At 62.3% G+C, this 21,233-nt stretch carries 23 protein-coding genes and 1 pseudogene; 7 read left to right on the top strand and 17 right to left on the bottom strand.

Annotated elements, in window-relative coordinates; all coding sequences use genetic code 11:
• Window positions 1-7: 7 nt before the first annotated feature.
• From tsf to LB547_RS28975, 4 genes are all read right to left on the bottom strand, one after another.
• The gene (tsf, locus tag LB547_RS28990) at window positions 8-928 is read right to left on the bottom strand and encodes a translation elongation factor Ts (RefSeq protein ID WP_140498706.1); all 921 of its coding nucleotides are present in this window, start codon (window positions 926-928) and stop codon (window positions 8-10) included.
• A gap of 107 nt (window positions 929-1,035) precedes the next feature.
• Window positions 1,036-1,818: a 30S ribosomal protein S2 gene (gene rpsB, locus LB547_RS28985; protein WP_140762110.1), complete on the bottom strand. Its 783-nt coding sequence runs from the start codon at window positions 1,816-1,818 to the stop codon at window positions 1,036-1,038.
• Window positions 1,819-2,020: 202 nt separating this feature from the next.
• Window positions 2,021-2,299 (bottom strand): DUF4031 domain-containing protein, encoded by a 279-nt coding sequence (locus LB547_RS28980; RefSeq protein WP_140557707.1) that lies wholly within the window; start codon window positions 2,297-2,299, stop codon window positions 2,021-2,023.
• Window positions 2,300-2,465: 166 nt separating this feature from the next.
• A complete protein-coding gene (locus tag LB547_RS28975; protein WP_140669947.1) occupies window positions 2,466-3,293 on the bottom strand; it encodes a cell envelope integrity EipB family protein in 828 nt (275 codons plus the stop codon).
• Between the two features lie 138 nt (window positions 3,294-3,431).
• On the opposite strand from LB547_RS28975, the gene LB547_RS28970 reads away from it, so the two are divergent.
• The 4 genes from LB547_RS28970 (at window position 3,432) to LB547_RS28955 (ending at window position 6,499) form a co-directional block, all read left to right on the top strand.
• Entirely contained in the window at window positions 3,432-3,896 is a 465-nt protein-coding gene (locus LB547_RS28970) for a RidA family protein (RefSeq protein ID WP_140498713.1), read from the top strand.
• Between the two features lie 11 nt (window positions 3,897-3,907).
• Window positions 3,908-4,636: a glycerophosphodiester phosphodiesterase gene (locus LB547_RS28965; RefSeq protein WP_140515351.1), complete on the top strand. Its 729-nt coding sequence runs from the start codon at window positions 3,908-3,910 to the stop codon at window positions 4,634-4,636.
• Between the two features lie 55 nt (window positions 4,637-4,691).
• A complete protein-coding gene (locus LB547_RS28960) occupies window positions 4,692-5,906 on the top strand; it encodes a GNAT family N-acetyltransferase (protein WP_140762113.1) in 1,215 nt (404 codons plus the stop codon).
• 158 nt (window positions 5,907-6,064) lie between these two features.
• The gene (locus tag LB547_RS28955; protein ID WP_140560942.1) at window positions 6,065-6,499 is read left to right on the top strand and encodes an HIT family protein; all 435 of its coding nucleotides are present in this window, start codon (window positions 6,065-6,067) and stop codon (window positions 6,497-6,499) included.
• Window positions 6,500-6,686: 187 nt separating this feature from the next.
• Here the strand turns inward: LB547_RS28955 and LB547_RS28950 are convergent, their stop codons facing one another.
• Window positions 6,687-7,328 carry a chloramphenicol phosphotransferase CPT family protein gene (locus LB547_RS28950; RefSeq protein ID WP_140564518.1) on the bottom strand — a complete coding sequence of 214 codons (642 nt, stop codon included), beginning with the start codon at window positions 7,326-7,328 and terminating at the stop codon, window positions 6,687-6,689.
• Between the two features lie 18 nt (window positions 7,329-7,346).
• Here LB547_RS28950 and LB547_RS28945 point away from each other — a divergent pair.
• Window positions 7,347-7,727 (top strand): annotated as a pseudogene (locus tag LB547_RS28945) (hypothetical protein); the annotation flags it as partial.
• Between the two features lie 59 nt (window positions 7,728-7,786).
• On the opposite strand, the gene clpA reads toward LB547_RS28945, so the two are convergent.
• The 3 genes from clpA to LB547_RS28930 all read right to left on the bottom strand — a co-directional run bounded on the left by clpA (window position 7,787) and on the right by LB547_RS28930 (window position 11,191).
• Window positions 7,787-10,255 carry an ATP-dependent Clp protease ATP-binding subunit ClpA gene (gene clpA / locus LB547_RS28940; RefSeq protein ID WP_140515345.1) on the bottom strand — a complete coding sequence of 823 codons (2,469 nt, stop codon included), beginning with the start codon at window positions 10,253-10,255 and terminating at the stop codon, window positions 7,787-7,789.
• Between the two features lie 6 nt (window positions 10,256-10,261).
• The gene (gene clpS, locus LB547_RS28935) at window positions 10,262-10,591 is read right to left on the bottom strand and encodes an ATP-dependent Clp protease adapter ClpS (protein WP_027051901.1); all 330 of its coding nucleotides are present in this window, start codon (window positions 10,589-10,591) and stop codon (window positions 10,262-10,264) included.
• 270 nt (window positions 10,592-10,861) lie between these two features.
• Window positions 10,862-11,191: a phasin family protein gene (locus LB547_RS28930; protein WP_140498728.1), complete on the bottom strand. Its 330-nt coding sequence runs from the start codon at window positions 11,189-11,191 to the stop codon at window positions 10,862-10,864.
• Window positions 11,192-11,474: 283 nt separating this feature from the next.
• On the opposite strand from LB547_RS28930, the gene LB547_RS28925 reads away from it, so the two are divergent.
• Complete coding sequence (locus tag LB547_RS28925) at window positions 11,475-12,908, top strand: D-alanyl-D-alanine carboxypeptidase (protein ID WP_140762116.1); 1,434 nt, start codon at window positions 11,475-11,477, stop codon at window positions 12,906-12,908.
• Window positions 12,909-12,955: 47 nt separating this feature from the next.
• Here the strand turns inward: LB547_RS28925 and LB547_RS28920 are convergent, their stop codons facing one another.
• From LB547_RS28920 to LB547_RS28900, 5 genes are all read right to left on the bottom strand, one after another.
• A complete protein-coding gene (locus LB547_RS28920; protein ID WP_140498732.1) occupies window positions 12,956-13,654 on the bottom strand; it encodes a DnaJ domain-containing protein in 699 nt (232 codons plus the stop codon).
• Window positions 13,655-14,029: 375 nt separating this feature from the next.
• Window positions 14,030-14,467 carry a DUF1489 family protein gene (locus tag LB547_RS28915; protein ID WP_140498734.1) on the bottom strand — a complete coding sequence of 146 codons (438 nt, stop codon included), beginning with the start codon at window positions 14,465-14,467 and terminating at the stop codon, window positions 14,030-14,032.
• A 133-nt stretch (window positions 14,468-14,600) separates the two neighbouring features.
• Entirely contained in the window at window positions 14,601-15,131 is a 531-nt protein-coding gene (locus LB547_RS28910; RefSeq protein WP_140560940.1) for an ImmA/IrrE family metallo-endopeptidase, read from the bottom strand.
• Window positions 15,128-15,487 (bottom strand): hypothetical protein, encoded by a 360-nt coding sequence (locus LB547_RS28905; RefSeq protein ID WP_140560939.1) that lies wholly within the window; start codon window positions 15,485-15,487, stop codon window positions 15,128-15,130. The genes LB547_RS28910 and LB547_RS28905 overlap by 4 nt, the downstream gene beginning before the upstream one ends.
• 182 nt (window positions 15,488-15,669) lie before the next feature.
• Window positions 15,670-17,073: an L-serine ammonia-lyase gene (locus tag LB547_RS28900; protein ID WP_140525249.1), complete on the bottom strand. Its 1,404-nt coding sequence runs from the start codon at window positions 17,071-17,073 to the stop codon at window positions 15,670-15,672.
• Between the two features lie 174 nt (window positions 17,074-17,247).
• Between LB547_RS28900 and LB547_RS28895 the strand changes: the two genes are divergently transcribed.
• Entirely contained in the window at window positions 17,248-17,991 is a 744-nt protein-coding gene (locus LB547_RS28895) for a DUF599 domain-containing protein (protein ID WP_140525250.1), read from the top strand.
• Here LB547_RS28895 and LB547_RS28890 read toward each other — a convergent pair.
• The 4 genes from LB547_RS28890 to gatC are packed head-to-tail and all read right to left on the bottom strand — an operon-like array spanning window position 17,940 to window position 21,083.
• Complete coding sequence (locus LB547_RS28890; RefSeq protein ID WP_140525251.1) at window positions 17,940-18,737, bottom strand: YdcF family protein; 798 nt, start codon at window positions 18,735-18,737, stop codon at window positions 17,940-17,942. The genes LB547_RS28895 and LB547_RS28890 overlap by 52 nt on opposite strands.
• Before the next feature lie 27 nt (window positions 18,738-18,764).
• Window positions 18,765-20,330: an amidase gene (locus tag LB547_RS28885; protein ID WP_140525252.1), complete on the bottom strand. Its 1,566-nt coding sequence runs from the start codon at window positions 20,328-20,330 to the stop codon at window positions 18,765-18,767.
• Window positions 20,330-20,788, bottom strand: a complete 459-nt coding sequence (locus LB547_RS28880) for a GNAT family N-acetyltransferase (RefSeq protein ID WP_140525253.1) — start codon at window positions 20,786-20,788, stop codon at window positions 20,330-20,332. The genes LB547_RS28885 and LB547_RS28880 overlap by 1 nt, the downstream gene beginning before the upstream one ends.
• A gap of 7 nt (window positions 20,789-20,795) precedes the next feature.
• The gene (gatC, locus tag LB547_RS28875) at window positions 20,796-21,083 is read right to left on the bottom strand and encodes an Asp-tRNA(Asn)/Glu-tRNA(Gln) amidotransferase subunit GatC (protein WP_140498745.1); all 288 of its coding nucleotides are present in this window, start codon (window positions 21,081-21,083) and stop codon (window positions 20,796-20,798) included.
• Between the last annotated feature and the right edge of the window lie 150 nt (window positions 21,084-21,233).

Here is a 21,233-nt window from a genome sequence, read left to right as displayed (position 1 = left end):
CTTCGGGCTATTTCTTGACCGCCGCCGCGACTTCCGCCGCGAAATCGGTCGCTTCCTTCTCGATGCCTTCGCCGAGCGCGAAACGCAGATAGGCCGAGATCTTGGCCGGAGCGCCGATCTCCTTCTCGGCATCCTTCAGCGCCTTCTCGACGGTAATGTCGGGATTGAGCACGAAGGCCTGCTTCAGAAGCACGACTTCCTCGTAGAACTTGCGCAGCCGACCCTCGACCATCTTCTCGATGATCGCCTCCGGCTTGCCGGACTGGCGCGCCTGGTCGGCGAAGATCGCCTTCTCGCGCTCGACTGCCGCGGGATCGAGTTCCTCGGTGGTCAGCGCCATCGGGTTGGTGGCGGCGACATGCATGGCGACCTGGCGGGCGAATGCATTGGCCGCGTGCTCGTTGCCCGTGGTCTCGATAGCGACCAGGACGCCCAGCTTGCCAAGGCCGTCGGCAACCGCGTTGTGAACATAGGTCGCGACGGCGCCGTGCGGAACGGTGAGCTTGGCCGAACGGCGGAAGCCCATGTTCTCGCCGATGGTACCGACGGCGTCCTTGATGGTGTCGGTGACCGACTTGTCCGAACCCGGGTACTTCGCGGCAGCCACGGCCTCGCTCGTGCCATAGGCCAGCGCCACCTTGGCGACGTTGGCGACGATCTCCTGGAAGGCGGCGTTGCGGGCTACGAAGTCGGTCTCGGAATTGACCTCGACGACCGCGGCCTCGCGCACGCCGGAATCGACGCCGATCAGGCCCTCGGCCGCGGTGCGGCCTGCCTTCTTGTCGGCCTTGGAGATACCCTTCTTGCGCAGCCAGTCGACGGCTTCTTCCATGTTGCCGTTGGTCTCGTTCAACGCCGCCTTGCAGTCCATCATGCCCGCGCCGGTCAAGTCGCGGAGTTCTTTGACCTGTGCAGCCGAAATGCTCATTGTCGCCTCTTTGTTCAAATGCGCCGACGCACCATCGAATCTCGACGGTGCGTCCGTTTAACGCGTCAAAATATTAGAAAGATGAAGGCCGTGACCGGCCCTCGCTATCACGCTTCCGGAGTTTCCGCCGCCGGAGTTTCGCCGAGCACCGGCTCGGCCGGAGCTTCCACCGAAGCGCCGATGTCGACACCCAGCGCGCCCTGCTGGCGGGCGATGCCGTCGATGGCAGCCTTCGCGATGAGGTCGCAATAGAGCTGGATGGCGCGCGCGGCGTCGTCATTGCCGGGGATCGGGAAGTCGATCTTGTCCGGATCGCAGTTCGAGTCGATGATGGCGACGACCGGAATGCCAAGGCGCTTGGCCTCGAGGATGGCGATCGCTTCCTTGTTGGTGTCGATCACGAACATCAGGTCGGGCGTCGAGCCCATGTCCTTGATGCCGCCGAGAGCCTTGTCGAGCTTCTCGCGCTCGCGGTCGAGATTGAGACGCTCCTTCTTGGTCAACCCTTGCGCCTCGCCGGCCAGCATCTCGTCGAGCTTGCGCAGGCGCTGGATCGAGTTCGAGATCGTCTTCCAGTTGGTCAGCATGCCGCCCAGCCAACGCGAGTTGACATAGTACTGGGCCGAACGCTGCGCGGCATCGGCGACGATGTCGGACGCCTGGCGCTTGGTGCCGACGAACAGCACGCGGCCGCCCTTGGCGACGGTGTCGGAAACCTGCTTCAGCGCCTGGTGCAGCAACGGCACCGTTTGGCTGAGGTCGATGATGTGGATGTTGTTGCGGGCGCCGTAGATATAGGGCGCCATCTTCGGGTTCCAGCGGTGGGTCTGGTGGCCGAAGTGAATGCCAGCTTCCAAAAGCTGGCGCATGCTGAAATCAGGCAGAGCCATTCTCATTTTCCTTTCCGGTTAGCCTCCACGGACACAGGCATTTTCGGACGAAGTCCTCGATGCCACCGGAGGTTTCAGCCGGATTTCTCCCGGGCAGACACCAAAGTCCGTGTGTGGAATGAGCGCGCATATAGAGGGGAAGTGCTCCAAACGCAAGCGCAACGACGCATTGCGGCGCGCCTGCGGCGATCCGCGCGTGCCCTCAACGCTTTATCTTACCCTTTGGCACCCTCACCCGCCGGAAGATCGCGACGATCTCTTCACGATTGCACTCGATGGCACCGAGCCGCACCGCGCGGTCGCGCTCGAAACCGGTTATGTCATAATGCGGCGCCGATGTCTTCGGCGGCCCCTGGTAGGATGAGCGCTTGATGCCGAGTTGCGCGGCGAAACGATGCAGTTCATCGGTGTCGTCGGCCATCAGATGGCACCAGCGATGGCCAACCCATTTCCAGATCGCCGCGTCGACATAGACCGCCATGAGGCTCGCCGCATTCCTTCTTTCGCCGACCGGTGCCCGCGACGAGCGATGATAGAAGGGATTCGCACAGAAGATGAAGCGGCCGGCGGCCTCGAGAAGATGAGAAGCCGCCGCGACGCGTTCAAGCCGTGGACCGCGACGGCGCTGCGTCGAGGCAAATCGAAGTTTATTTCGTCGGGCAGGCCTTCGTCTGGTCGAAAAGCGACAGATTGACCAGCTTGCCGGTCATGGAGAAATCGCCATAGTCCATGGTTAGATCGCGGGTGATGCCGTTCTCGTGCAGCTTGAAGCTGATCCGGTATTCCGGCGTCTCTTCTCCGTTCTTGGCACTGTCGTCGAAATAGGCGATGTCGACCGGCCAGTATTTATCGGTGGCAAGCTTGGCCAGCGCCGGCGCTTCCGGATCGGCCTTGTCGGCATCGGTCCTCTTGCCGACGACGACGGTGGTGGACATCACCTTGTTGGCGTCCTCGGAACCGTCGAACAGATTGGTTTGATAGAAGTTTTCACCCTTCTCGGCCTTGTCTATCAATTCGACCAGATGCTGGGTCGGAAACTGGGTGGCGGCAAGTTCCAGGCTGCTCTTCTCGGGCTTGTCGATGTCGACCTTCAGCCCTTGCGTTTCCTTCGTGGCGACACCCTTGACCTCCTTGTCGAGGTTCTGGTCGACAAAGGATTTGGTGACGAACGAGAAGGTCTTGCCTTCGGCGTCTTCGAAGGTCGTCGTCTGCTGATCGGTCAGCTTGGTGTTGTCGCTGGTGGCAATCTGAGTGACAAAGCGGAATTTCACCGTGTAGCCTTCGCAGGCCGAGCCGTTGAATTCATAGACCATGCGACCGGTAATGCCGGTGATGCCGGAGCGGTCGTCCGCCTTCTTGAGGGTAAGGTCGTAGACGGCGCGATGCGCCTGCAGCGCCGGCACGGCGAAAGCGGGACCTATCGAAAAGACCGCCGGCAACAGGACGGCATGGAATGCAAGGCGCGTTGCGCGCATGAGAGGCTCCGATCGTCGCGGCTGATGGCAGGCCGCAGGGAAAGATGGTCCAGCTTAAAAAAAGTCGTGGCGGAAGCGAGGCAAAAATAGCAATTTCGGCCCGGCTGACGCGGCGCCTTCCAGCAATAGGGAAAAGCAATGAGTGAAACAATCGAAAAGCGGCTAAACGACCTCGGGGTCACCATTCCCGCGGCCGCGGCGCCTGCCGCCAACTACGTGCCGCATTGCAGGACCGGAAACCTGCTTTTCACCGCCGGACAATTGCCGCTCAAGGACGGTAAGCTGCAGGCGAGCGGACTGCTTGGCCGCGACGTCGACACAGCAACCGGCAAGGAAGCGGCAAAATACTGCGCGATCAACATTCTGGCACAGGCCAAGGCGGCACTTGGCGATCTCGAGAAGATACGCCGGCTGGTCAAGATCACCGTCTTCGTCGCCTCGGCGCCGGATTTCGTCGAGCAGCATCTGGTCGCAAACGGCGCCTCCGATTTCCTGGTGGCGGCGCTCGGCGAGCGCGGCAAGCATGCCCGTTCCGCCGTCGGCACGGCTTCGCTGCCGCTTAATGCCGCGGTGGAAATCGAAGCGATCTTCGAAGTCGAGTGAGCGAGCCTGACATGACCGACCTTTCCTGGCTGATTGCCCGGCCTGTCGCCCATCGCGGCTTTCACGACATGAACAAGACGCGCTGGGAAAACACCCTCTCCGCCTTTGCCGCCGCGGCCGAACGCGGCTATGCCATCGAATGCGACGTGCACCTGTCGTCGGACGGAGTTCCCGTCATTATCCATGATGGCGACTTGCAGCGGCTGACTGGGCACGACGGTTTCGTCTGGCAGCGCACGGCGGCCGAACTGGCAGCGCTCAAGGTCGGCGGCACGTCTGATCATGTGCCGACGCTGCGCGAGGCGCTCGATCTGATCGACGGGCGGGTGCCGCTGGTGGTCGAACTGAAAGGCGTGGCTGGATACGACAATGGCCTGGTGGCGAGCGTCGGTAGGCTGCTCAAGCGCTACAAGGGCAAGGTGGCGATCATGTCGTTCGACCACTGGCTGATCCGCGATTTCGCCAGGGATGCGCCGGGCATCCCGGCTGGATTGACCGCCTATGGCAAGGACGACAGGCTGATCGAAGCGCATTTCGCCATGCTGGCGCATCAGATCGCCTTCACCTCCTACGCAGCGGGCGACCTGCCGAATCCATTCGTCAGCTTTGTCCGTGAACGGCTCAAAATGCCGGTCATCACCTGGACGGTGCATGACCAGCCGGCGGTCGACCTTACATTCAAATATGCGGACCAGATGACGTTCGAAGGGTTCGAGCCCGATCTGGTCAAGGTCGCTTGATATGGGTGCCTAGAACGTGACTTGTAGCGGTCCGGATGGAGCTTAAATAAGCCTCATGGATCAGGGCGACGACGGCGACGGGCAAACGGTTGATGCGGAGTATGCGATCCGCATTGCGGCGGGCATCGGCGCCTTCACCTGCGAAGAGTGGGACGGTTTCGCCGGGACCACGCGCAGTGATGCCGAAAACGGTTATAACCCCCTCGTTTCATATGCTTTCCTGAGCGCACTCGAGGATTCCGGCTGCGCCGTGCGGCGCACTGGCTGGCAAGGTCATCATCTCAGGCTGGAGAATGGTCAAGGCACGCTGCTCGGCGCGGTCCCTTGCTATCTCAAGTCACACAGCCAGGGCGAATATGTGTTCGATCACGGCTGGTCGGATGCCTTCGAGCGCGCCGGCGGCCGTTATTATCCCAAGCTGCAATGCTCGGTACCGTTCACGCCGGTCACCGGCCCTCGCCTGCTGGTGAGCAGGGGCCAGCATTCCGGCACCGTCAAGGCCGGGCTCGCCGCGGGATTGAAGGCAGTGGCGGAAAAGCTCGGCGTCTCTTCCGCGCATGTCACCTTCGCGCAGGAGAGCGACGTGGACGTGCTGGAGGCGGCGGGCTTCCTGCATCGCACCGACCAGCAGTTCCACTTCGTCAACGAGGGCTTCTCGACCTATGACGATTTCCTCGCCACGCTCGCCTCCCGCAAGCGCAAGGCCATGAAGAAGGAGCGCCGCGAGGCGCTTGCCGACGGCATCTCCATCGACTGGCTTACCGGCAAGGACCTTACAGAACGGGCCTGGGACGATTTCTTCGCCTTCTACATGGACACCGGCAGCCGCAAATGGGGCCGGCCCTATCTGAACCGCGAATTCTTCTCGCTGATCGGCGAGCGCATGGCCGAGGACATCCTGCTGGTGATGGCCAGGCGCAACGGCCGCTACATTGCCGGCGCTATCAACTTCATCGGCTCGGATGCGCTCTACGGCCGCAACTGGGGCTGCATCGAGGATCATCCCTTCCTGCATTTCGAGGTCTGCTATCACCAGGCCATCGACTTCGCCATCGAGCGCAAGCTCAAGGTGGTCGAAGCGGGCGCACAGGGCGAACACAAGCTGGCGCGCGGCTACCGGCCGGTGACCATGCATTCCGCGCATTACATCGCCCATCCCGGCCTGCGCAACGCCGTCGCCGACTATCTCAGGCGCGAACGGCGCGAGGTGGAACGCATGAGCGAATATCTCGAAGAGCACACACCATTCCGCAAGGATCTGGAGGAGTAGGCCATCCCGCGGGGCAGGAGCATATGTCAGGTTCGGCATCCCTTGGGTTGGCAGTGCACGCCTGTCGAGATCGGCTTCATCGATCTCGCCTGATCGTCTTGCCGCTCACGAGAGGCTTCGCTACACCAATCAGCGAGGCACAATCCGGAGCGTTCGCCATGGCCGAAACCGCCTATGACACCGACAACATCTTTGCCAAGATCCTGCGCGGTGAAATTCCCTCGCACCGCGTCTACGAGGACGAAGCGGTCGTTGCCTTCATGGATGTGATGCCACAGGGGCCAGGCCATACGCTGGTGGTGCCGAAGACGCCTTCGCGCAATCTGCTCGACGCCGATCCGGCAACGTTCGGCCCGCTTTTCACAGTCGTGCAGAAGGTGGCGCTCGCCGTCCGCGAGGCATTCAAGGCCGATGGCGTCACCGTGATGCAGTTCAACGAGCCGGCTTCCGGGCAGACCGTCTATCACCTTCACGTCCACGTCATTCCGCGCTTCGAAGGCATCGCGCTGAAGCCGCATACGGGCCAGATGGAGAAACCCGAGGTGCTGGCCGAGAATGCCGGCCGGATAAAGGCGGCCATGCCGCTATCCTGACGCCTGGCTTTCAGCTGCCCCCATTGCGGCCGTCTGGGGAAGTTGCGCATCGAAAACGATGAACCCGAGCCGCCAGCATATCAGCGTGATCGCCATTCCGCCGAGCACATCAATCAGATTATGCCCGCCGTAGATGAGGAGCGGGCCGCGCGGCTGAGATTCATTCTCATCGCCGCTGAGCGCGCGATCAGGACAGCTTGTTTGCGGAGAACGCCAAAAGCCTCTCAAACGCCGTCGGAGGCTCTACATTTTGCCTGAGCCGCCCGCGGATCGCATCCGCACATTGTGCCGGCGTCAGAAGCGATGTGTCCACTTCCAGATCATACACGCCAGGCCGGTGTACCTCCTCCTGCCACAGACGCACCGCCAACGGTACAGGGTCGTCAGGCGATCCCGTCACATATCCCCTCCCCGCCGGACTGTCGGCGCGCCTCTGCATGATGATTTCGATCGGGCAGCGGACACCGACAAACAGAACCGGCAGGCCTGCGAGGCGCTGGGCGCAATCGACAAGGCAATCAAGGGGTCGCGAATAGCTGTCGTGATGACCGAGATCGGCCACGACATTCAACCCCACTCGGCTGTGGGCGGCGATCGATTCGTAGAGCGCGGCGTAGAACCTCGGCACGAGACCCTCGATATCCGGGCGCTCGCCGCCGGGCCGCAAACCTATCCCCGGGCGACAGCGCAGCGGCGTGACCTGCTCATAGGTGTCGACCCCCAGGTTCATCCATGGGCCCTCGAAGCTCTCCTGAACTGCCTGGACGATGCTCGATTTCCCCGATCGCGGTGCGCCGTTGAGGATGATGATCTGGCCTGGTTCAGACATAAAATTCCCCATCTCATGGAGGCACTTGACCGGAACGGCATCCAACGCGCCGCCATGGTCTGGTCCCGCGGAGCGAACTCCTTCACCAACGAGGCCATGGTCTCCGAGATCGGCGATGCGTACAGTCTGGGCGCTACTTTCGGAAACGACTTTTCGCGCATGCTCGTTACCGGCAAGGCGCCGTCGGGATTGCATATCTCGATACCGTTGGGCCAACATATAAAATCGTTCCTCGGCGGTAAGCCGAAATACGCGGCCTGCGAGGCCTTCGGCCGGGCACCCGGCCTGTCCGGCATGGTCGGCGCCAAGGTGGGAGCACCGCCGTCCTGGACGGACAAATCAGCCAAAATCCGCCCGACGCCGCTTGCTGTCCAGGGGCCGCCGGCAACGCTTCAGTGATCGTCCCTTTGTGCCAACAAAAAAGCCCCGTTTCCGGGGCTTTTTCGAGGGAGTGACTATCAGCTCTTGCGCGGCAGTTGCGGCACCAGGCTGCGCTTGCCGCCGTCCTTGCCCTTGGGCTCGGGCTTCTGCGCGACGGCCTTCTTGACCGCCGGCTTCTTGGCCACTGCCTTGCGCTGCTTGGGGGTGTCTTCCGGTTCTTCCTTCTTGGGCTTCACCGGTGCCTCGTCGGCGAGCGATTCGAGCTTCAGGCCGGTCTCGCCGGTTTCCTTCTTCTCGACGCTGACGCGCACCGTGCCGCCCTTCTTGAGCTTGCCGAACAGCACTTCGTCTGCCAGCGGCTTCTTGATGTGCTCCTGGATGACGCGGCCGAGCGGACGCGCACCCATGCGCTCGTCATAGCCCTTGTCGGCGAGCCAGGCGATCGCATCCGGCGACAGGTCGAAGGTGACGCCACGCTCGGAGAGCTGGGCCTCCAGCTGCATGACGAACTTCTGCACCACCTGATGGATAACCGGCACCGGCAGCGAGCCGAACGGGATGATCGCATCGAGACGGTTGCGGAACTCCGGCGTGAACAGCCGGTTGATCGCCTCGACGTCGTCGCCTTCGCGCTTGGTCGACCCGAAACCGATCGCCGCGCGCTGCGCATCCGACGCGCCCGCATTGGTGGTCATGATCAGGATCACATTGCGGAAGTCGATCTGCTTGCCGTTGTGGTCGGTCAGCTTGCCATGGTCCATCACCTGCAACAGGATGTTGAACAGGTCCGGATGCGCCTTCTCGACTTCGTCCAGCAGCAGCACGCAATGCGGATGCTGGTCGACGCCGTCGGTCAAAAGGCCGCCTTGATCGAAGCCGACATAGCCGGGAGGCGCGCCGATCAACCGAGAGACCGTGTGGCGTTCCATGTATTCCGACATGTCGAAACGGATCAGCTCGACGCCGAGCGACGCAGCCAATTGCTTGGCGACTTCGGTCTTGCCGACGCCGGTCGGACCCGAGAACAGATAGGAGCCGATCGGCTTCTCCGGTTCCCGCAGGCCGGCACGCGCCAGCTTGATCGCCGAGGTCAGCGCGGTGATCGCAGTGTCCTGGCCGTAGACGACGCGCTTCAGCTCGATGTCGAGACCCTGCAGCACCTTCTCGTCATCGGCCGAAACAGTCTTCGGCGGGATGCGCGCCATGGTGGCGATCGTCGCTTCGATCTCCTTGATGCCGATGGTCTTCTTGCGCTTGGCCTCCGGCACCAGCATCTGCGAGGCGCCGGTCTCGTCGATCACGTCGATCGCCTTGTCCGGCAGCTTGCGGTCGTTGATGTAGCGCGCCGACAGCTCAACCGAAGCCTTGATGGCTTCCGTCGTGTAGCGGACCTTGTGGAACTCCTCGAAATAGGGCTTCAGGCCCTTCATGATCTCGATGGCGTCCTCGATGGTCGGCTCGTTGACGTCGATCTTCTGGAAGCGACGTACGAGCGCGCGGTCCTTCTCAAAGAACTGGCGAAACTCCTTGTAGGTTGTCGAACCGATGCAGCGGATCGCACCCGAAGACAGTGCCGGCTTCAACAGGTTGGACGCATCCATGGCGCCGCCGGACGTCGCGCCGGCGCCAATGACGGTGTGGATCTCGTCGATGAACAGCACAGCGCCCGGATAATCCTCGAGCTCCTTGACGACCTGCTTCAGCCGCTCTTCGAAATCGCCGCGATAGCGCGTGCCGGCCAAAAGCGTGCCCATGTCGAGCGCGAAGATGGTGGCGTTGTGCAACACCTCCGGAACATCACCCTCGACGATGCGCTTGGCGAGGCCCTCGGCGATCGCCGTCTTGCCGACGCCGGGATCGCCGACATAGAGCGGATTGTTCTTGGAACGGCGGCACAGTACCTGGATGGTGCGGTTGATCTCGGACTCGCGCCCGATCAGCGGATCGATCTTGCCGGCCTTGGCCTTGTTGTTGAGATTGACGCAATAAGCGGTCAGCGCGTCCTGTTGCTGCTTTTTCTTGCCGCCTTCCTCTTGCGGCTCGGCGCCGTTCGCGCCGCCCTGCTCGTCATCGGCGCCACGCGGCGAACGCGTCTCCGACGCGCCGGGACGCTTGGCGATGCCGTGCGAGATGTAGTTGACCGCGTCGTAACGGGTCATCTGCTGTTCCTGCAGGAAATAGGCGGCATGGCTCTCGCGCTCGGCGAAGATGGCGACGAGCACGTTGGCGCCGGAGACCTCTTCGCGGCCGGACGACTGCACATGGATCACCGCGCGCTGAATGACGCGCTGGAAGCCGGCGGTCGGCTTGGAATCCTCGTCATAGCCGGTGACCAGATTGTCGAGTTCGGTGTCGATATAGGTGAGAACAGTGTGCTTCAACTCGTCGAGGTCGACATTGCAGGCGCGCATGACGGCGGCGGCCTCGGTGTCGTCGATCAGGGCGAGCAGCAGATGTTCAAGGGTTGCATATTCATGGTGCCGCTCGTTGGCGAGCGTCAGCGCTTGGTGAAGCGCCTTTTCCAGGCCTTGGGAGAAAGCCGGCATGTTACCTCACTTCTTCTCCATCACGCATTGCAGCGGATGCTGATTCTGTCGGGCGAAATCCATGACCTGGGACACTTTGGTCTCGGCCACCTCGAATGTATAGACCCCGCACTCGCCCACTCCATGATTGTGAACATGAAGCATGATGCGTGTGGCGGCTTCGCGGTCCTTCTGGAAAAAACGCTCCAGCACGTGAACCACGAACTCCATCGGTGTGTAGTCGTCGTTCAGGATGAGGACCCGATAGAGGCTGGGTTTCTTGGTCTTGGTCTTTGTGCGCGTGATGACCGCCGTGCCGCGGCCGGCCTCATTGCCGTCGCCGCTGCCGTTCTGCATCCGTGCCTTGGTGGCAGTCAAACCGATCGTCACGTAATCCTGCCTCTTTCGAATCCTCATGCGAGTTCGACATGTAGGTGTTCGATGGACGATTTTAAGCCCTTCTGGTTAGCTGACAATATGGCTAGGTGCCCAACTTGGCCGATTTTCGCAATCGTGAAGGGGTGCCAGGCCGCTGAACGGAAATAGACATGAAAAAACCCGGCCACGCTGGCGCGGCCGGGCTCTGTCTTGGCCCAATGGGCCCAGATCTCGGTACTGCCGGACGAATTACTTAGCCTTGGCAACGATCGATTCGAACGGCTTGTAGGCTTCCTTGGCGAGTTCGGCATAGAGGTCGCCGATCTTGGTGGCCTCGGCGACGAACGCCTCATAAGACTGCTTGGCATAGTCGGACTGGACCTCGATCGCCTTGTCGAGCGACTTGGCCGAGACAATCTTCTCGAAAGCGGCGCTGCCGGCTTCGAAGCTCTTCTTGGTGTATTCGCCGGCCTCGGCCGCAATTGCCTGCGCGCCCTTGGACAAAGAGGCGAAGCTCTTCAAGCCGGTGTCGGCGAACTCTTTGCCGTATTTGCTGAAGTCCTCATAGGTCTGCGTCATTTCAATTCTCCCTGGACGGTTGATGCGCCCTGCCCCGAGCGCCTTGTGCAATGCACTCGAATATATTGTGCGACGCACAAAAGTCAAGAAATCGCCAGCTTCCGTCCTAGCCGGTGTGGGCAATGGCTAAAATTCGAATAAACAGAGGCTCAAACCACCAGAAAATGGTGAACGCGGCGGTTACCATAAACGGATTGGTAACGCTGCCCCGATAGCTTGCCCGGAAGTGAGGCAGGATCCCTTTGCCGCCTCCAGCGCAACAAGAAATTCAAAGGAACTATCAGTGCGTCAGGCGTTGTCGGGCATCGTTTCCAAATCCGCGTCCCCTTTCAAAACGGTCATGATCATCGCCGTGGCGATGACCATCGTCGTTGCAGGTGCCGCCTCGTCGCTCGCCGCGAAGTCCGCAGCCATCGTGGTCGACGCCAAGACCGGCAAGGTGCTCTACTCCTCGGATGCCAACGCCCGGCGTTACCCCGCCTCGCTCACCAAGATGATGACGCTTTATTTGACTTTCGAGGCTCTGGCCAAGGGCAAGATCAGCCGGAACTCGCCGGTCGTCTTCTCGGCTCATGCCGCGGCAGAGCCGCCGACGAAGCTCGGTGTGAAGCCGGGCGGTTCGGTCGCGGTCGAGATCGCCATCCTGTCGATGGTGACCAAATCGGCCAATGATTCGGCGACCGCGCTCGGCGAAATGCTCGGCGGCAACGAGACCAATTTCGCCCGCATGATGACTGCCAAGGCGCGGCAGCTCGGTATGAACGGCACCGTCTTCCGCAACGCCAACGGCCTGCCCGATCCCGGCCAGTTCACCACTGCGCGCGACATGGCAACGCTCGGCATCGCGCTGCGCGAACATTTCCCGCAATATTACGGCTATTTCTCGCAGCGCTCCTTTCTCTATGGCCGCCAGCGCATCAACGGCCACAACCGCCTGCTTGGACGCATCAAGGGCGTCGACGGCATCAAGACCGGTTACACCCGCGCTTCGGGCTTCAACCTGGTTTCATCGGTTTCGGACGGCAACCGTCGCATTGTCGGCGTAGTCATGGGCGGCACCTCGGGCAGCAGCCGCGACAATCAGATGGCGGCCCTGATCAACACCTATCTGCCGCGGGCATCGACCCGAGGCGGCGGCGATCTGGTCGCCAAGGCCGATAGCGGCAACCCGGTGACGGCATTGGCCAAGGTGCTGTTGCCCAAGCACGACGCACCGACTCCGGATGAGAAGCCGATGGCGGTGGCCAGCGCCGATGACGCGGACGAGGCCGTTGCCGACGACGCGACGGTAGCCCAGGGCGACAGCGAGGACGCCGACGATAACGCAGCAGAAGAAACCAAAGTGGTTGTTCCGGCAAAGAAGGTGAAGACGGTTATCGTCTCCGCCCCCAAGGTCGCCACGGCACAGGTGGTGTCCGCTTATGCCGAGCCCGCGCCGGCCGTCGACCCGGTCAATACCGCGTCGGTGCCGTCGGGTTGGGCCATTCAGGTCGCCTCGTCGCCGAAACAGTCCGAAGCCCAGGCCTTCCTCGACAAGACCACCAAGCAGGCGCCCAAGGCGCTGGCAGATGCCTCCGGCTTCACCGTCGCCTTCGACAAGGACGGCGTCACGTACTACCGCGCCCGCTTCGGCGGCTTCGGTTCCAAGACCGCGGCCTGGAAGGCCTGCACCGCCCTCAAGAAGAAGAAAATCGAGTGCTACGCCGTCCAGCAGTAGGGACGGCGTAGAAGATATCTCCCGGAAAATTTCTGCGTCGAAGGAGACTAGTTGTGATTGGAGAGCAAGACGTCCTTGGCTTCGTTGATCCGCGCCGCCAGGAAAGACGTGCCGCCGATATCGGGGTGCAGGCGTTGCATCAGGCGGCGGTGCGCCTTGCGGACATCCGCCGCGGCGGCCCCCGCTTCAAGACCAAGGACCTTGTAGGCCTCCTCCTTAGTCATGGCGCCCGGACCTGGCGCAATACCCAGCCCTTCGCCACTGTGCGCCTCAGCGTTTTTGCGCCAGACGGGAAATCTGCCGTCAAGATACGTCTCTAGCAGTTGCCGGCTCTCCGGGTCACCGGAGAGTTCGCGAAACAGCTGCAGCAATTCGGCTTTGCCCATCGCACCAAGCATCTTGCCTTCATGGCGGCCTGCCAGGACAAGGCCTTCAAGGCCTCCTGTATCGTGATCGAGGTCCATTTCCAGCGCCGCTGTGCGTACGGTCGAGCGTCTCCGCGCCGGCATCACGGCTCGCCGGTTCAGCCGCATCGAGCCGTACCAGGCGATCGCTGCGAGCAGGATGATGCCGCCGAGACCGCCGCGCCCGACCAGCAGCACGGCGCCCCCGACCAACGCCAGCAAAACCGGCCCAACCTTCCTCATGTCGCCTGCAAGCCTGCTCGGGTCGGCCCGCACGAAAGCCGTTGCCAGGCCCATCAGCACCAGCAGCAATGCGACGACAGCGATGATCGCGCCTACCATATTCCACTGCCCCGTGAATGCCTGGCGATCGGCCGGTTTTCCAGACTATTCCTGAACACGAGCATGCCGCCACCGGGTGTTATTTCTGCGCCGCAATCATGACCTTGCGCGACACATGGTCCGCATCCCACCACGCCGCGGCGCGATGTGGTCGGCGCGAGTGCGTCAGATATCGAAACCGGATGGTTCCTATCGCTCATGATTTTCAAGATGTGGCGTTGTCGCGACGCTTGCAAGTCCAACGGACAGCAACATTGAGGGCCAGCAACCGCAGTCCGCCTATACGGGCCGACCATGCCGCCAGATTGCCCCGGAGCAAGCCAACTGGCTGCTCGGAGCAAGCCAATGGGCTGCTCGGAGCAAGCCGATAGTGATTTAGAGCAGGCCGAGATCGGCGAGCTCGCGCCGGAGTTTCGGCGGCATTTCGACCTGCCCCGGCTTGCCCTTGCCGAGATCGGCGGGTGCATCCGATGGCTTTAGATAGCGCCAGCCCTGAAAGGCGCGGCGCGGCTGCCAGTCGGTGCGCACCACTTGCGGATCCAGCATCAGATGGCAGCGGCCGATGCCCTCGTCATCGGTGAATGGCCGGATCTCGGTGATCAACTGCCGGCATTGCACACTTCCCTTGATCACCCAGTAGAGCGAGCCACCGTCGGTAACCTCATCGGCGCGCGTCGGCACCATGCGGGTGGTGTGCCAATGCTCGGCCGGTTCGCCGGCACGGCGCCGCTCGTCGAGGCGGAACGCGATCCATTCTTCGAGATCCTCGACGCTGTCGCAGCCGACGCAGAGCTTTAGGAGGTTGAGAGCCATTGCCCAAGATTTAATCCGTCGCACGGATGCGTCAACGGCCTGAGCAAGTTCTCCACAGTGCCAGCGGGCTGAAGCTGTGCCTGACGCTCCTGCCTATGGCCAGGATGGGAGTGAGTGTCATAGGCGCGCGGAGCTATTCAGCAGGGACGGATTGGGTCGCGTCTGTCACCAGTCGGATGAGGCCAAGCGTTTTCAGCCGATACTCCATCGCTAGCCGGGAAACATCAAAACGCAATGCTAAGTCGTGGATTGTCGTCACGCCTTCATTCAAAAGCCGTTCGATCGTAACCTTCGGCATGAGAAGGCTGGACGCAAACTGGTTGGCCTGAACCTCATGCTTGTAGTCGAGGGGGCGCTCTGGATTGCGGTTGGCCGCTTCGTCAAAAAGACGGTCCAGGTGCTTGTGCTTCTTGAGGAGATCTCGGTGCATCATGAAATGGCCGAGTTCGTGAGCGGCAGTGAAGCGCTTACGTTGTGGTCCGTCGTTGATGTTGACAGCAATCGTGCAATGCCACCCGTCATACTCGATGTAACCGGACTCGCCTGGCGGCATGTCGCGTTCAACGTAAGTAAGCCCGATCTCGCCGATTATGGCCTTTACATTCACCGGCGCCACTAGCGCGTATTTTTGAACGATCGCGTTAACATTTCCGTAATTGATCATGGCTCGTCTCCGTCGAGACTGTTCACAATAGCTTGAGCATCGTCAGTGACCCTACTTGTAGTTCCAAGAGAGTTTTTCAACGCCAACTGGTCTGCCATCTCGCGGCTTACCATTGCGGGCAGTTCCGATCTTACCAGATTCTCCGCGGTTTTGCGTGCAATTTCGCCGGACAACGAGTGGAGTGACTGATAGCCCCAAACGGCCAGCATAGCGATGAAAATGCCAAGCGCCGTCAGAAGCACACCCAAGGCGGCAAGGACGATCGTTACGACCTCAACCGACGTAAACCCCGACACTACATAATAGCCGCGCCCGATGAACAGGTACGCCAGACAAAAGAACATCGCGATGTTCATAACGAACATGATACCAAATATGAATCGGCGAGCGCCTCGCATACTTACCCCTCCCAGGCCATAAATCGGTGATGACACAGCGCGCTCTACCGAAAACATGCACCGCGAGGTGGTATATCATCAAAAGCAGATGCTGATGCCGAAGTTTGATCTAAGTTGCGGCGCCCAATGTGCGCCAGCCCTCAACACTCCACCACATTTACCGCCAGTCCGCCGAGGCTGGTCTCCTTGTACTTCTCGTTCATGTCGAGGCCGGTCTGGCGCATCGTCTCGATCGCCGCATCCAGCGGCACGAAATGGGTGCCGTCACCTTTGATGGCAAGCGAGGCGGCCGTCACCGCCTTGACCGCGCCCAGCGCGTTGCGCTCGATGCAAGGCACCTGCACCAGCCCGCCGACCGGATCGCAGGTCATGCCCAGATGGTGCTCCAGCGCGATCTCGGCGGCGTTCTCGACCTGTTCGGGCGTGCCGCCCATGACGGCGCACAGGCCGGCCGCTGCCATGGCCGAAGCCGAGCCGACTTCGCCCTGGCAGCCGACCTCGGCGCCGGAGATGGACGCATTGGACTTGATGATGCCGCCGACGGCGGCTGCCGTGAGCAGGAAATCGCGAATGCTGGGCTGGTCGGCCTCGGGATGGAAATGCAGCCAGTAGCGCAGCACCGCCGGCAAGGTGCCGGCCGCGCCGTTGGTCGGCGCGGTGACGACGCGCCCGCCGGCCGCATTCTCCTCGTTGACGGCCATGGCATAGATCGACAGCCAGTCATTGGCGAGCAGCGGATTGGGCCGGTTCTGCTGCCACTGCTCCTGCAGCTTGTCGTGCAATTGCCTGGCCCGGCGGCGCACCTTCAGCCCGCCCGGCATGATGCCGTCCTGCGACAGGCCGCGCTCGATGCAACTCTTCATGGCACCCCAGATGGCGTCGAGGCCGGCGTCGAGCTCATCGCGCGACATTTGTGTTTCCTCGTTGACCCGCTTCATCTCGGCAATGGAAAGGCCGCTCTTGCCAGCCATCTTCAGCATCTCGAGGGCGTTCTTGAAGGGATAAGGGACTTTTTTGCCTTCGGTCGTCACCGAACCCTTGGCTTTCATGCGCTGCAGCTCTTCTTCCGAAACCACGAAGCCGCCGCCGATCGAATAATAGATGCGCTTGAGCAGCAGGCGGTCGCCGGCATCATAGGCATAAAACGCCATGCCGTTGGCGTGGCCGGTGAGCGGCGTCTTGCGGTCGAGCACCAGGTCGCCGGCCGTATCGAAACGGTAGGAGGGGTGGCCGGGCGGTGAAACCAGCTTGTCGGCGGTGATGCGAGCGACAATGCCGTCCGCCTGGTCAGGGTCGACCGTCTGCGGCGTCTGCCCGGCAAGGCCGAGAATGACGGCACGGTCACTGCCATGGCCGATGCCGGTATAGGCGAGCGAGCCGTGCAGGCTGGCGCCGATGCGAGCAACCTTGGCGCCGGCCGGACGCGGCCAGTCGTCTCCGGCGATCTCGTCGAGGAAACGGCGGGCGGCCGTCATCGGTCCCATCGTGTGCGAACTCGATGGTCCGATGCCGATCTTGAACAGGTCGAAAACCGAAAGGAACACGCGCCACAATCTCCCGAAGCCGCTCTGGGACTACATATAGGAACTCCTGCGATGTTTCCGCTGTTTTGAACGGCGCGGCGCAGCGCCTGCCGACCTTGTTTGCTCCGGCAGCGACATATCCGTCGCTGCCGCGGACGATCGAAGCAATCGCACTGGATGTGATAGGATTCGCCAATGGGCGATTCCCTCGATCTTTCGACAGCCGATCTCGCGGCGTTGGCGTTCTTCCTCATTGCGTGGGTTTTGCATACGCTCGCCTCGGACGGTGTGCTGGTCAGCCGCATGTCCCTGACAACGGCGATGAATGCGCAGCGGCAAGCCTGGATGCACCGGATGGCCGAGCGTGAGATCCGCATCGTCGACACAGCCATCATGGGTGGCCTGCAGCAAGGCACCGCCTTCTTCGCCTCCAGCTCCCTGATCGCGCTTGGCGGCTGCTTTGCCTTGCTCGGTGCCTCCGACCGCGTCCTCGAGGTGTTGAGCACCCTGCCTCTGGGCGGCGCCCCGTCGCGCCCGGCTTTTCAGATCAAGGTGCTGGGACTGGTGCTGATCCTGGCGTTTTCGTTCTTCAAGTTCGGCTGGGCCTACCGTCTGTTCAACTATTGCTCGATCCTGATCGGTGCTGTGCCGATCCCACATGGCGAAGCCTCGCGCAACCCGGTCACCGAAACGGCGGTGTGGAGGGCGGCGCAGATGAACATGCTGGCAGGCAAGCATTTCAACTCCGGCCTGCGCGGCGTGTTCTTTTCGATCGGCTATCTCGGCTGGTTCGTCGATCCGGTGGTGTTCGTGCTGTCGACGCTTCTGCTCCTGGCCGTTCTGGTGCGGCGCCAGTTCTTCTCGGCGGCGCGCCGCGCCGTGATCGGTCAGCCGCCAGGTGCGGAAAAAGGCCGATCGATGCGGCCGGACAGCCAATAGGCGAACAGCCCTATCCATTCGCGGATCGCCATGGTGGCCGCCTGCAGCGCATCGGCCGGATTGTCGCGGAACAGGCCGATGCCTTCGTCTCCCGACGTTCGATAGTCGACCGGCCAGGGGACGGTCGCGAAGCCGGCCTTGTCGAACAGCGCCTTGGCGCGCGGCATATGGTAGGCAGAGGTGACCAGCAGCCAGGTTTCGCCCGGCTTCGGCGCTATCAAGGCCTTGGTGAAGACGGCATTCTCATAGGTGTTGCGCGATTTGCCCTCGAGGATCAGGCGCTCCGGCGTCACGCCAAGCGCGCCAAGCAGGCGCGGCGCGGTGGCGGCATCGCCCTCGCCGTCGAGGAACAATTCGCCATTGCCGCCGGAGACGACCACCTTGGCGTCGGGAAAGCGCCGCGCCAGCACGGCCGTCTCGACCATCCGGTCGCCGCCGCTGTTCAGCTCATAACCGCCGCGCACCAGATTGATGCCGCCCTCGAAGCCGCCGCCGAGCACGACGATGCCATCGACTTTTTGCGGCAGCGGCGGGCGCGGAAAGCGTTCCTCCAGCGGGTTGAGCAGCAATGCGCCGAGCGAGGTCCAGGCCGAAAGCGCCAGAACCAAAAACGCCAGCACGCCGCCGGTGGCTGCCAGCCGCGGGCGGCCGAAAAATGCCGAGACCAGCCCCGCCAGCAGCAGGAAGATCGTCAGGTTGAGCGGCTGGATAAAGAACCAGAAGATTTTCGAAAGATAAAAGAACATCCCTCACCCCTTAGATGAGAAACGATCCTACCACCACTTCTCCGGCTGGAACGTTCCGGCCGCCTGCTCGATGACGGCAGCGGTCTGGAACAGCGTCTCTTCTTCGAACGGCCTGCCGATCAGTTGCAGGCCGAGCGGCAAGCCCTTGGGGTCTAGGCCGGCGGGCACCGCAATGCCCGGCAGGCCCGCCATGTTCACGGTGACGGTGAAGATGTCGTTCAGGTACATCTTCACCGGATCGGAAGCCATGTCCTCGTCTGCAATGCCGAAGGCGGCAGATGGCGTCGCCGGTGTCAGGATGACATCAACGCCGGCGGCAAAGACGTTCTCGAAGTCCCGCTTGATCAGATTGCGCACCTTCTGCGCCTGCAGATAGTAGGCGTCGTAATAGCCCGCCGACAGCACATAGGTGCCGATCATGATCCGGCGCTTGACCTCGCGGCCAAAGCCGGCGGCGCGGGTCTTCTCATACATCTCGACGATGTCCTTGCCCGGCACGCGAAGGCCGTAGCGGACGCCGTCATAGCGCGCAAGGTTGGACGAGGCTTCGGCGGGCGCCACGATGTAATAGGCCGGTAGCGCGTATTTGGTGTGCGGCAAGGAGATGTCGACGATCTCGGCGCCAGCATCCCTGAGCCAGGCAATGCCCTTCTGCCAAAGGGCCTCGATCTCCTCCGGCATGCCGTCGACGCGGTATTCCCGGGGAATCCCAACCTTCATGCCCTTGATCGGCTTGCCGATCGCCGCCTCGTAGTCCGGCACCGGCCGGTCCACCGAGGTCGTATCCTTCGGATCGACGGAGGCCATCGATCTGAGCAGGATCGCGGCATCGCGCACGTCGCGCGCGATCGGCCCGGCCTGGTCGAGCGACGAGGCGAAGGCGACGATACCCCAGCGCGAGCAGCGGCCATAGGTCGGCTTGATGCCGACCGTGCCGGTGAACGCGGCCGGCTGGCGGATCGAGCCGCCAGTGTCGGTGGCCGTGGCGCCCGCGCACAGGAAAGCCGAGACGGCGGAGGCCGAGCCGCCCGACGAGCCACCCGGCACCAGCTGCGCATTGTCCAGGGTGCGCGCGGTCCTGGTGCCGCCGGCCGAAACGAAGCCGCCATCGCCCTGATGCGTGGTCGGCATCACCATCGTATCGACGCGCGAACGCCGCCACGGGTTGACCACCGGCCCGTAATAGGACGTCTCGTTGGACGAGCCCATGGCGAACTCGTCCATGTTGAGCTTGCCCAGCATGACCGCCCCGTCAGCCCACAGATTGGAGGTGACGGTCGATTCGTAATGCGGCTTGAAACCGTCGAGCACATGGCTGCAGGCCTGGGTGTGCACGCCCTCGGTGCCGAACAGGTCCTTAATGCCGAGCGGAATGCCTTCCAGCGCACCGCCCTCGCCTTTGACCAGCCTGGCGTCGGAGGCCTTGGCCATGTCGCGCGCCTTGTCGCCGGTCACCACGACGTAGGCGTTGAGCGCCGGATTGGCGCGCTCGATCGCAGCAAGATAGGCGTCGGCGATCTCGGTCGCGGTGATTTCCTTGGCGCGCAGCTTGGCGCGGGCCTGCGAAATCGTCAGTCGGGTCAGGTCGCTCATCAGGCAAGGCTCTTTTCGTAAAACACCGACCACTCGGAATCGGGATAATCCAGCACCGGACCGCAACGCGAGAAGCCGGAACGTTCATAGACAGCCCAGGCGGCAGGATGGCGATCGCCCGTCTCCAGCACCAGACGCTTCAATCCTTCCTCGCGCGCCAGCGCTTCGACACGCTCCACGATCCTGGCGCCGATTTTCTGGCCGCGATGCGTGGGCCGCGTGTACATGCGCTTGACCTCGCCGACGGCGCCGTCATGGCGCTTCAGCGCCCCGCAACCGATTGCAAAACCGTCGTCGCGGACGACGAAGACCGTGGTGTCCGGGCCGGCCATCTGCTCGACGGTCAGGTGATAGCAGTGTTCCGGCGGCGTCAGTTCGAGCAGCGTCTCGTTGAGCTCCGCGACCAAGCCGCGCACATCGTCCTGCAGCGGCGTCTCGATGGCGATTTCGATGGCCATCGGCCTGTTACTCCACGACCTTCGGCACGAGGAAGAAGTTCTCTTCCGTGGCAGGCGCGTTGGCGACGATGTCGGCAGCCTTGTTGCCGTCGGTGACGACGTCCTGGCGCTTCTTCATCCCCATCGGAGTTACCGAAGTCATCGGCTCGACCCCGGAAACATCGACCTCGTTCAGCTGTTCGACGAAGCCCAGTATGGCATTCAGCTCGCCGGTCATGCGTTCGGCATCTTCCTCGCTCACCGCAATGCGGGCGAGACGCGCGACGCGCTTCACTGTCTTGACGTCAACGGACATGTTTGTGCCTCGGGAAAACCAGCCCCGGCCTATAGCGGCGCCGCGCGCGGCGCGCAACATGTGCATGCCCACAATGTCGTAAGCACATGAGTTGTCCGGATTAGGTAGCACGTGAGTTGTCCGGTTTTATCGCCAGCGGATGGAGGCTGG

Origin of the sequence: Mesorhizobium sp. B264B1B (genome assembly GCF_020165765.1) — a bacterium.
In the GTDB taxonomy this organism is placed as follows: domain Bacteria; phylum Pseudomonadota; class Alphaproteobacteria; order Rhizobiales; family Rhizobiaceae; genus Mesorhizobium.
This window is presented reverse-complemented; position numbering and strand designations above follow the sequence as displayed.

Coding starts and splice junctions, on each gene's coding strand:
- tsf (WP_140498706.1), bottom strand. CDS start 928: ATGAGCATTTCGGCTGCACAGGTCAAAGAACTCCGCGACTTGACCGGC.
- rpsB (WP_140762110.1), bottom strand. CDS start 1,818: ATGGCTCTGCCTGATTTCAGCATGCGCCAGCTTTTGGAAGCTGGCATT.
- LB547_RS28980 (WP_140557707.1), bottom strand. CDS start 2,299: ATGGCGGTCTATGTCGACGCGGCGATCTGGAAATGGGTTGGCCATCGC.
- LB547_RS28975 (WP_140669947.1), bottom strand. CDS start 3,293: ATGCGCGCAACGCGCCTTGCATTCCATGCCGTCCTGTTGCCGGCGGTC.
- LB547_RS28970 (WP_140498713.1), top strand. CDS start 3,432: ATGAGTGAAACAATCGAAAAGCGGCTAAACGACCTCGGGGTCACCATT.
- LB547_RS28965 (WP_140515351.1), top strand. CDS start 3,908: ATGACCGACCTTTCCTGGCTGATTGCCCGGCCTGTCGCCCATCGCGGC.
- LB547_RS28960 (WP_140762113.1), top strand. CDS start 4,692: ATGGATCAGGGCGACGACGGCGACGGGCAAACGGTTGATGCGGAGTAT.
- LB547_RS28955 (WP_140560942.1), top strand. CDS start 6,065: ATGGCCGAAACCGCCTATGACACCGACAACATCTTTGCCAAGATCCTG.
- LB547_RS28950 (WP_140564518.1), bottom strand. CDS start 7,328: ATGTCTGAACCAGGCCAGATCATCATCCTCAACGGCGCACCGCGATCG.
- clpA (WP_140515345.1), bottom strand. CDS start 10,255: ATGCCGGCTTTCTCCCAAGGCCTGGAAAAGGCGCTTCACCAAGCGCTG.
- clpS (WP_027051901.1), bottom strand. CDS start 10,591: ATGCAGAACGGCAGCGGCGACGGCAATGAGGCCGGCCGCGGCACGGCG.
- LB547_RS28930 (WP_140498728.1), bottom strand. CDS start 11,191: ATGACGCAGACCTATGAGGACTTCAGCAAATACGGCAAAGAGTTCGCC.
- LB547_RS28920 (WP_140498732.1), bottom strand. CDS start 13,654: ATGGTAGGCGCGATCATCGCTGTCGTCGCATTGCTGCTGGTGCTGATG.
- LB547_RS28915 (WP_140498734.1), bottom strand. CDS start 14,467: ATGGCTCTCAACCTCCTAAAGCTCTGCGTCGGCTGCGACAGCGTCGAG.
- LB547_RS28910 (WP_140560940.1), bottom strand. CDS start 15,131: ATGATCAATTACGGAAATGTTAACGCGATCGTTCAAAAATACGCGCTA.
- LB547_RS28905 (WP_140560939.1), bottom strand. CDS start 15,487: ATGAACATCGCGATGTTCTTTTGTCTGGCGTACCTGTTCATCGGGCGC.
- LB547_RS28895 (WP_140525250.1), top strand. CDS start 17,248: ATGGGCGATTCCCTCGATCTTTCGACAGCCGATCTCGCGGCGTTGGCG.
- LB547_RS28890 (WP_140525251.1), bottom strand. CDS start 18,737: ATGTTCTTTTATCTTTCGAAAATCTTCTGGTTCTTTATCCAGCCGCTC.
- LB547_RS28885 (WP_140525252.1), bottom strand. CDS start 20,330: ATGAGCGACCTGACCCGACTGACGATTTCGCAGGCCCGCGCCAAGCTG.
- LB547_RS28880 (WP_140525253.1), bottom strand. CDS start 20,788: ATGGCCATCGAAATCGCCATCGAGACGCCGCTGCAGGACGATGTGCGC.
- gatC (WP_140498745.1), bottom strand. CDS start 21,083: ATGTCCGTTGACGTCAAGACAGTGAAGCGCGTCGCGCGTCTCGCCCGC.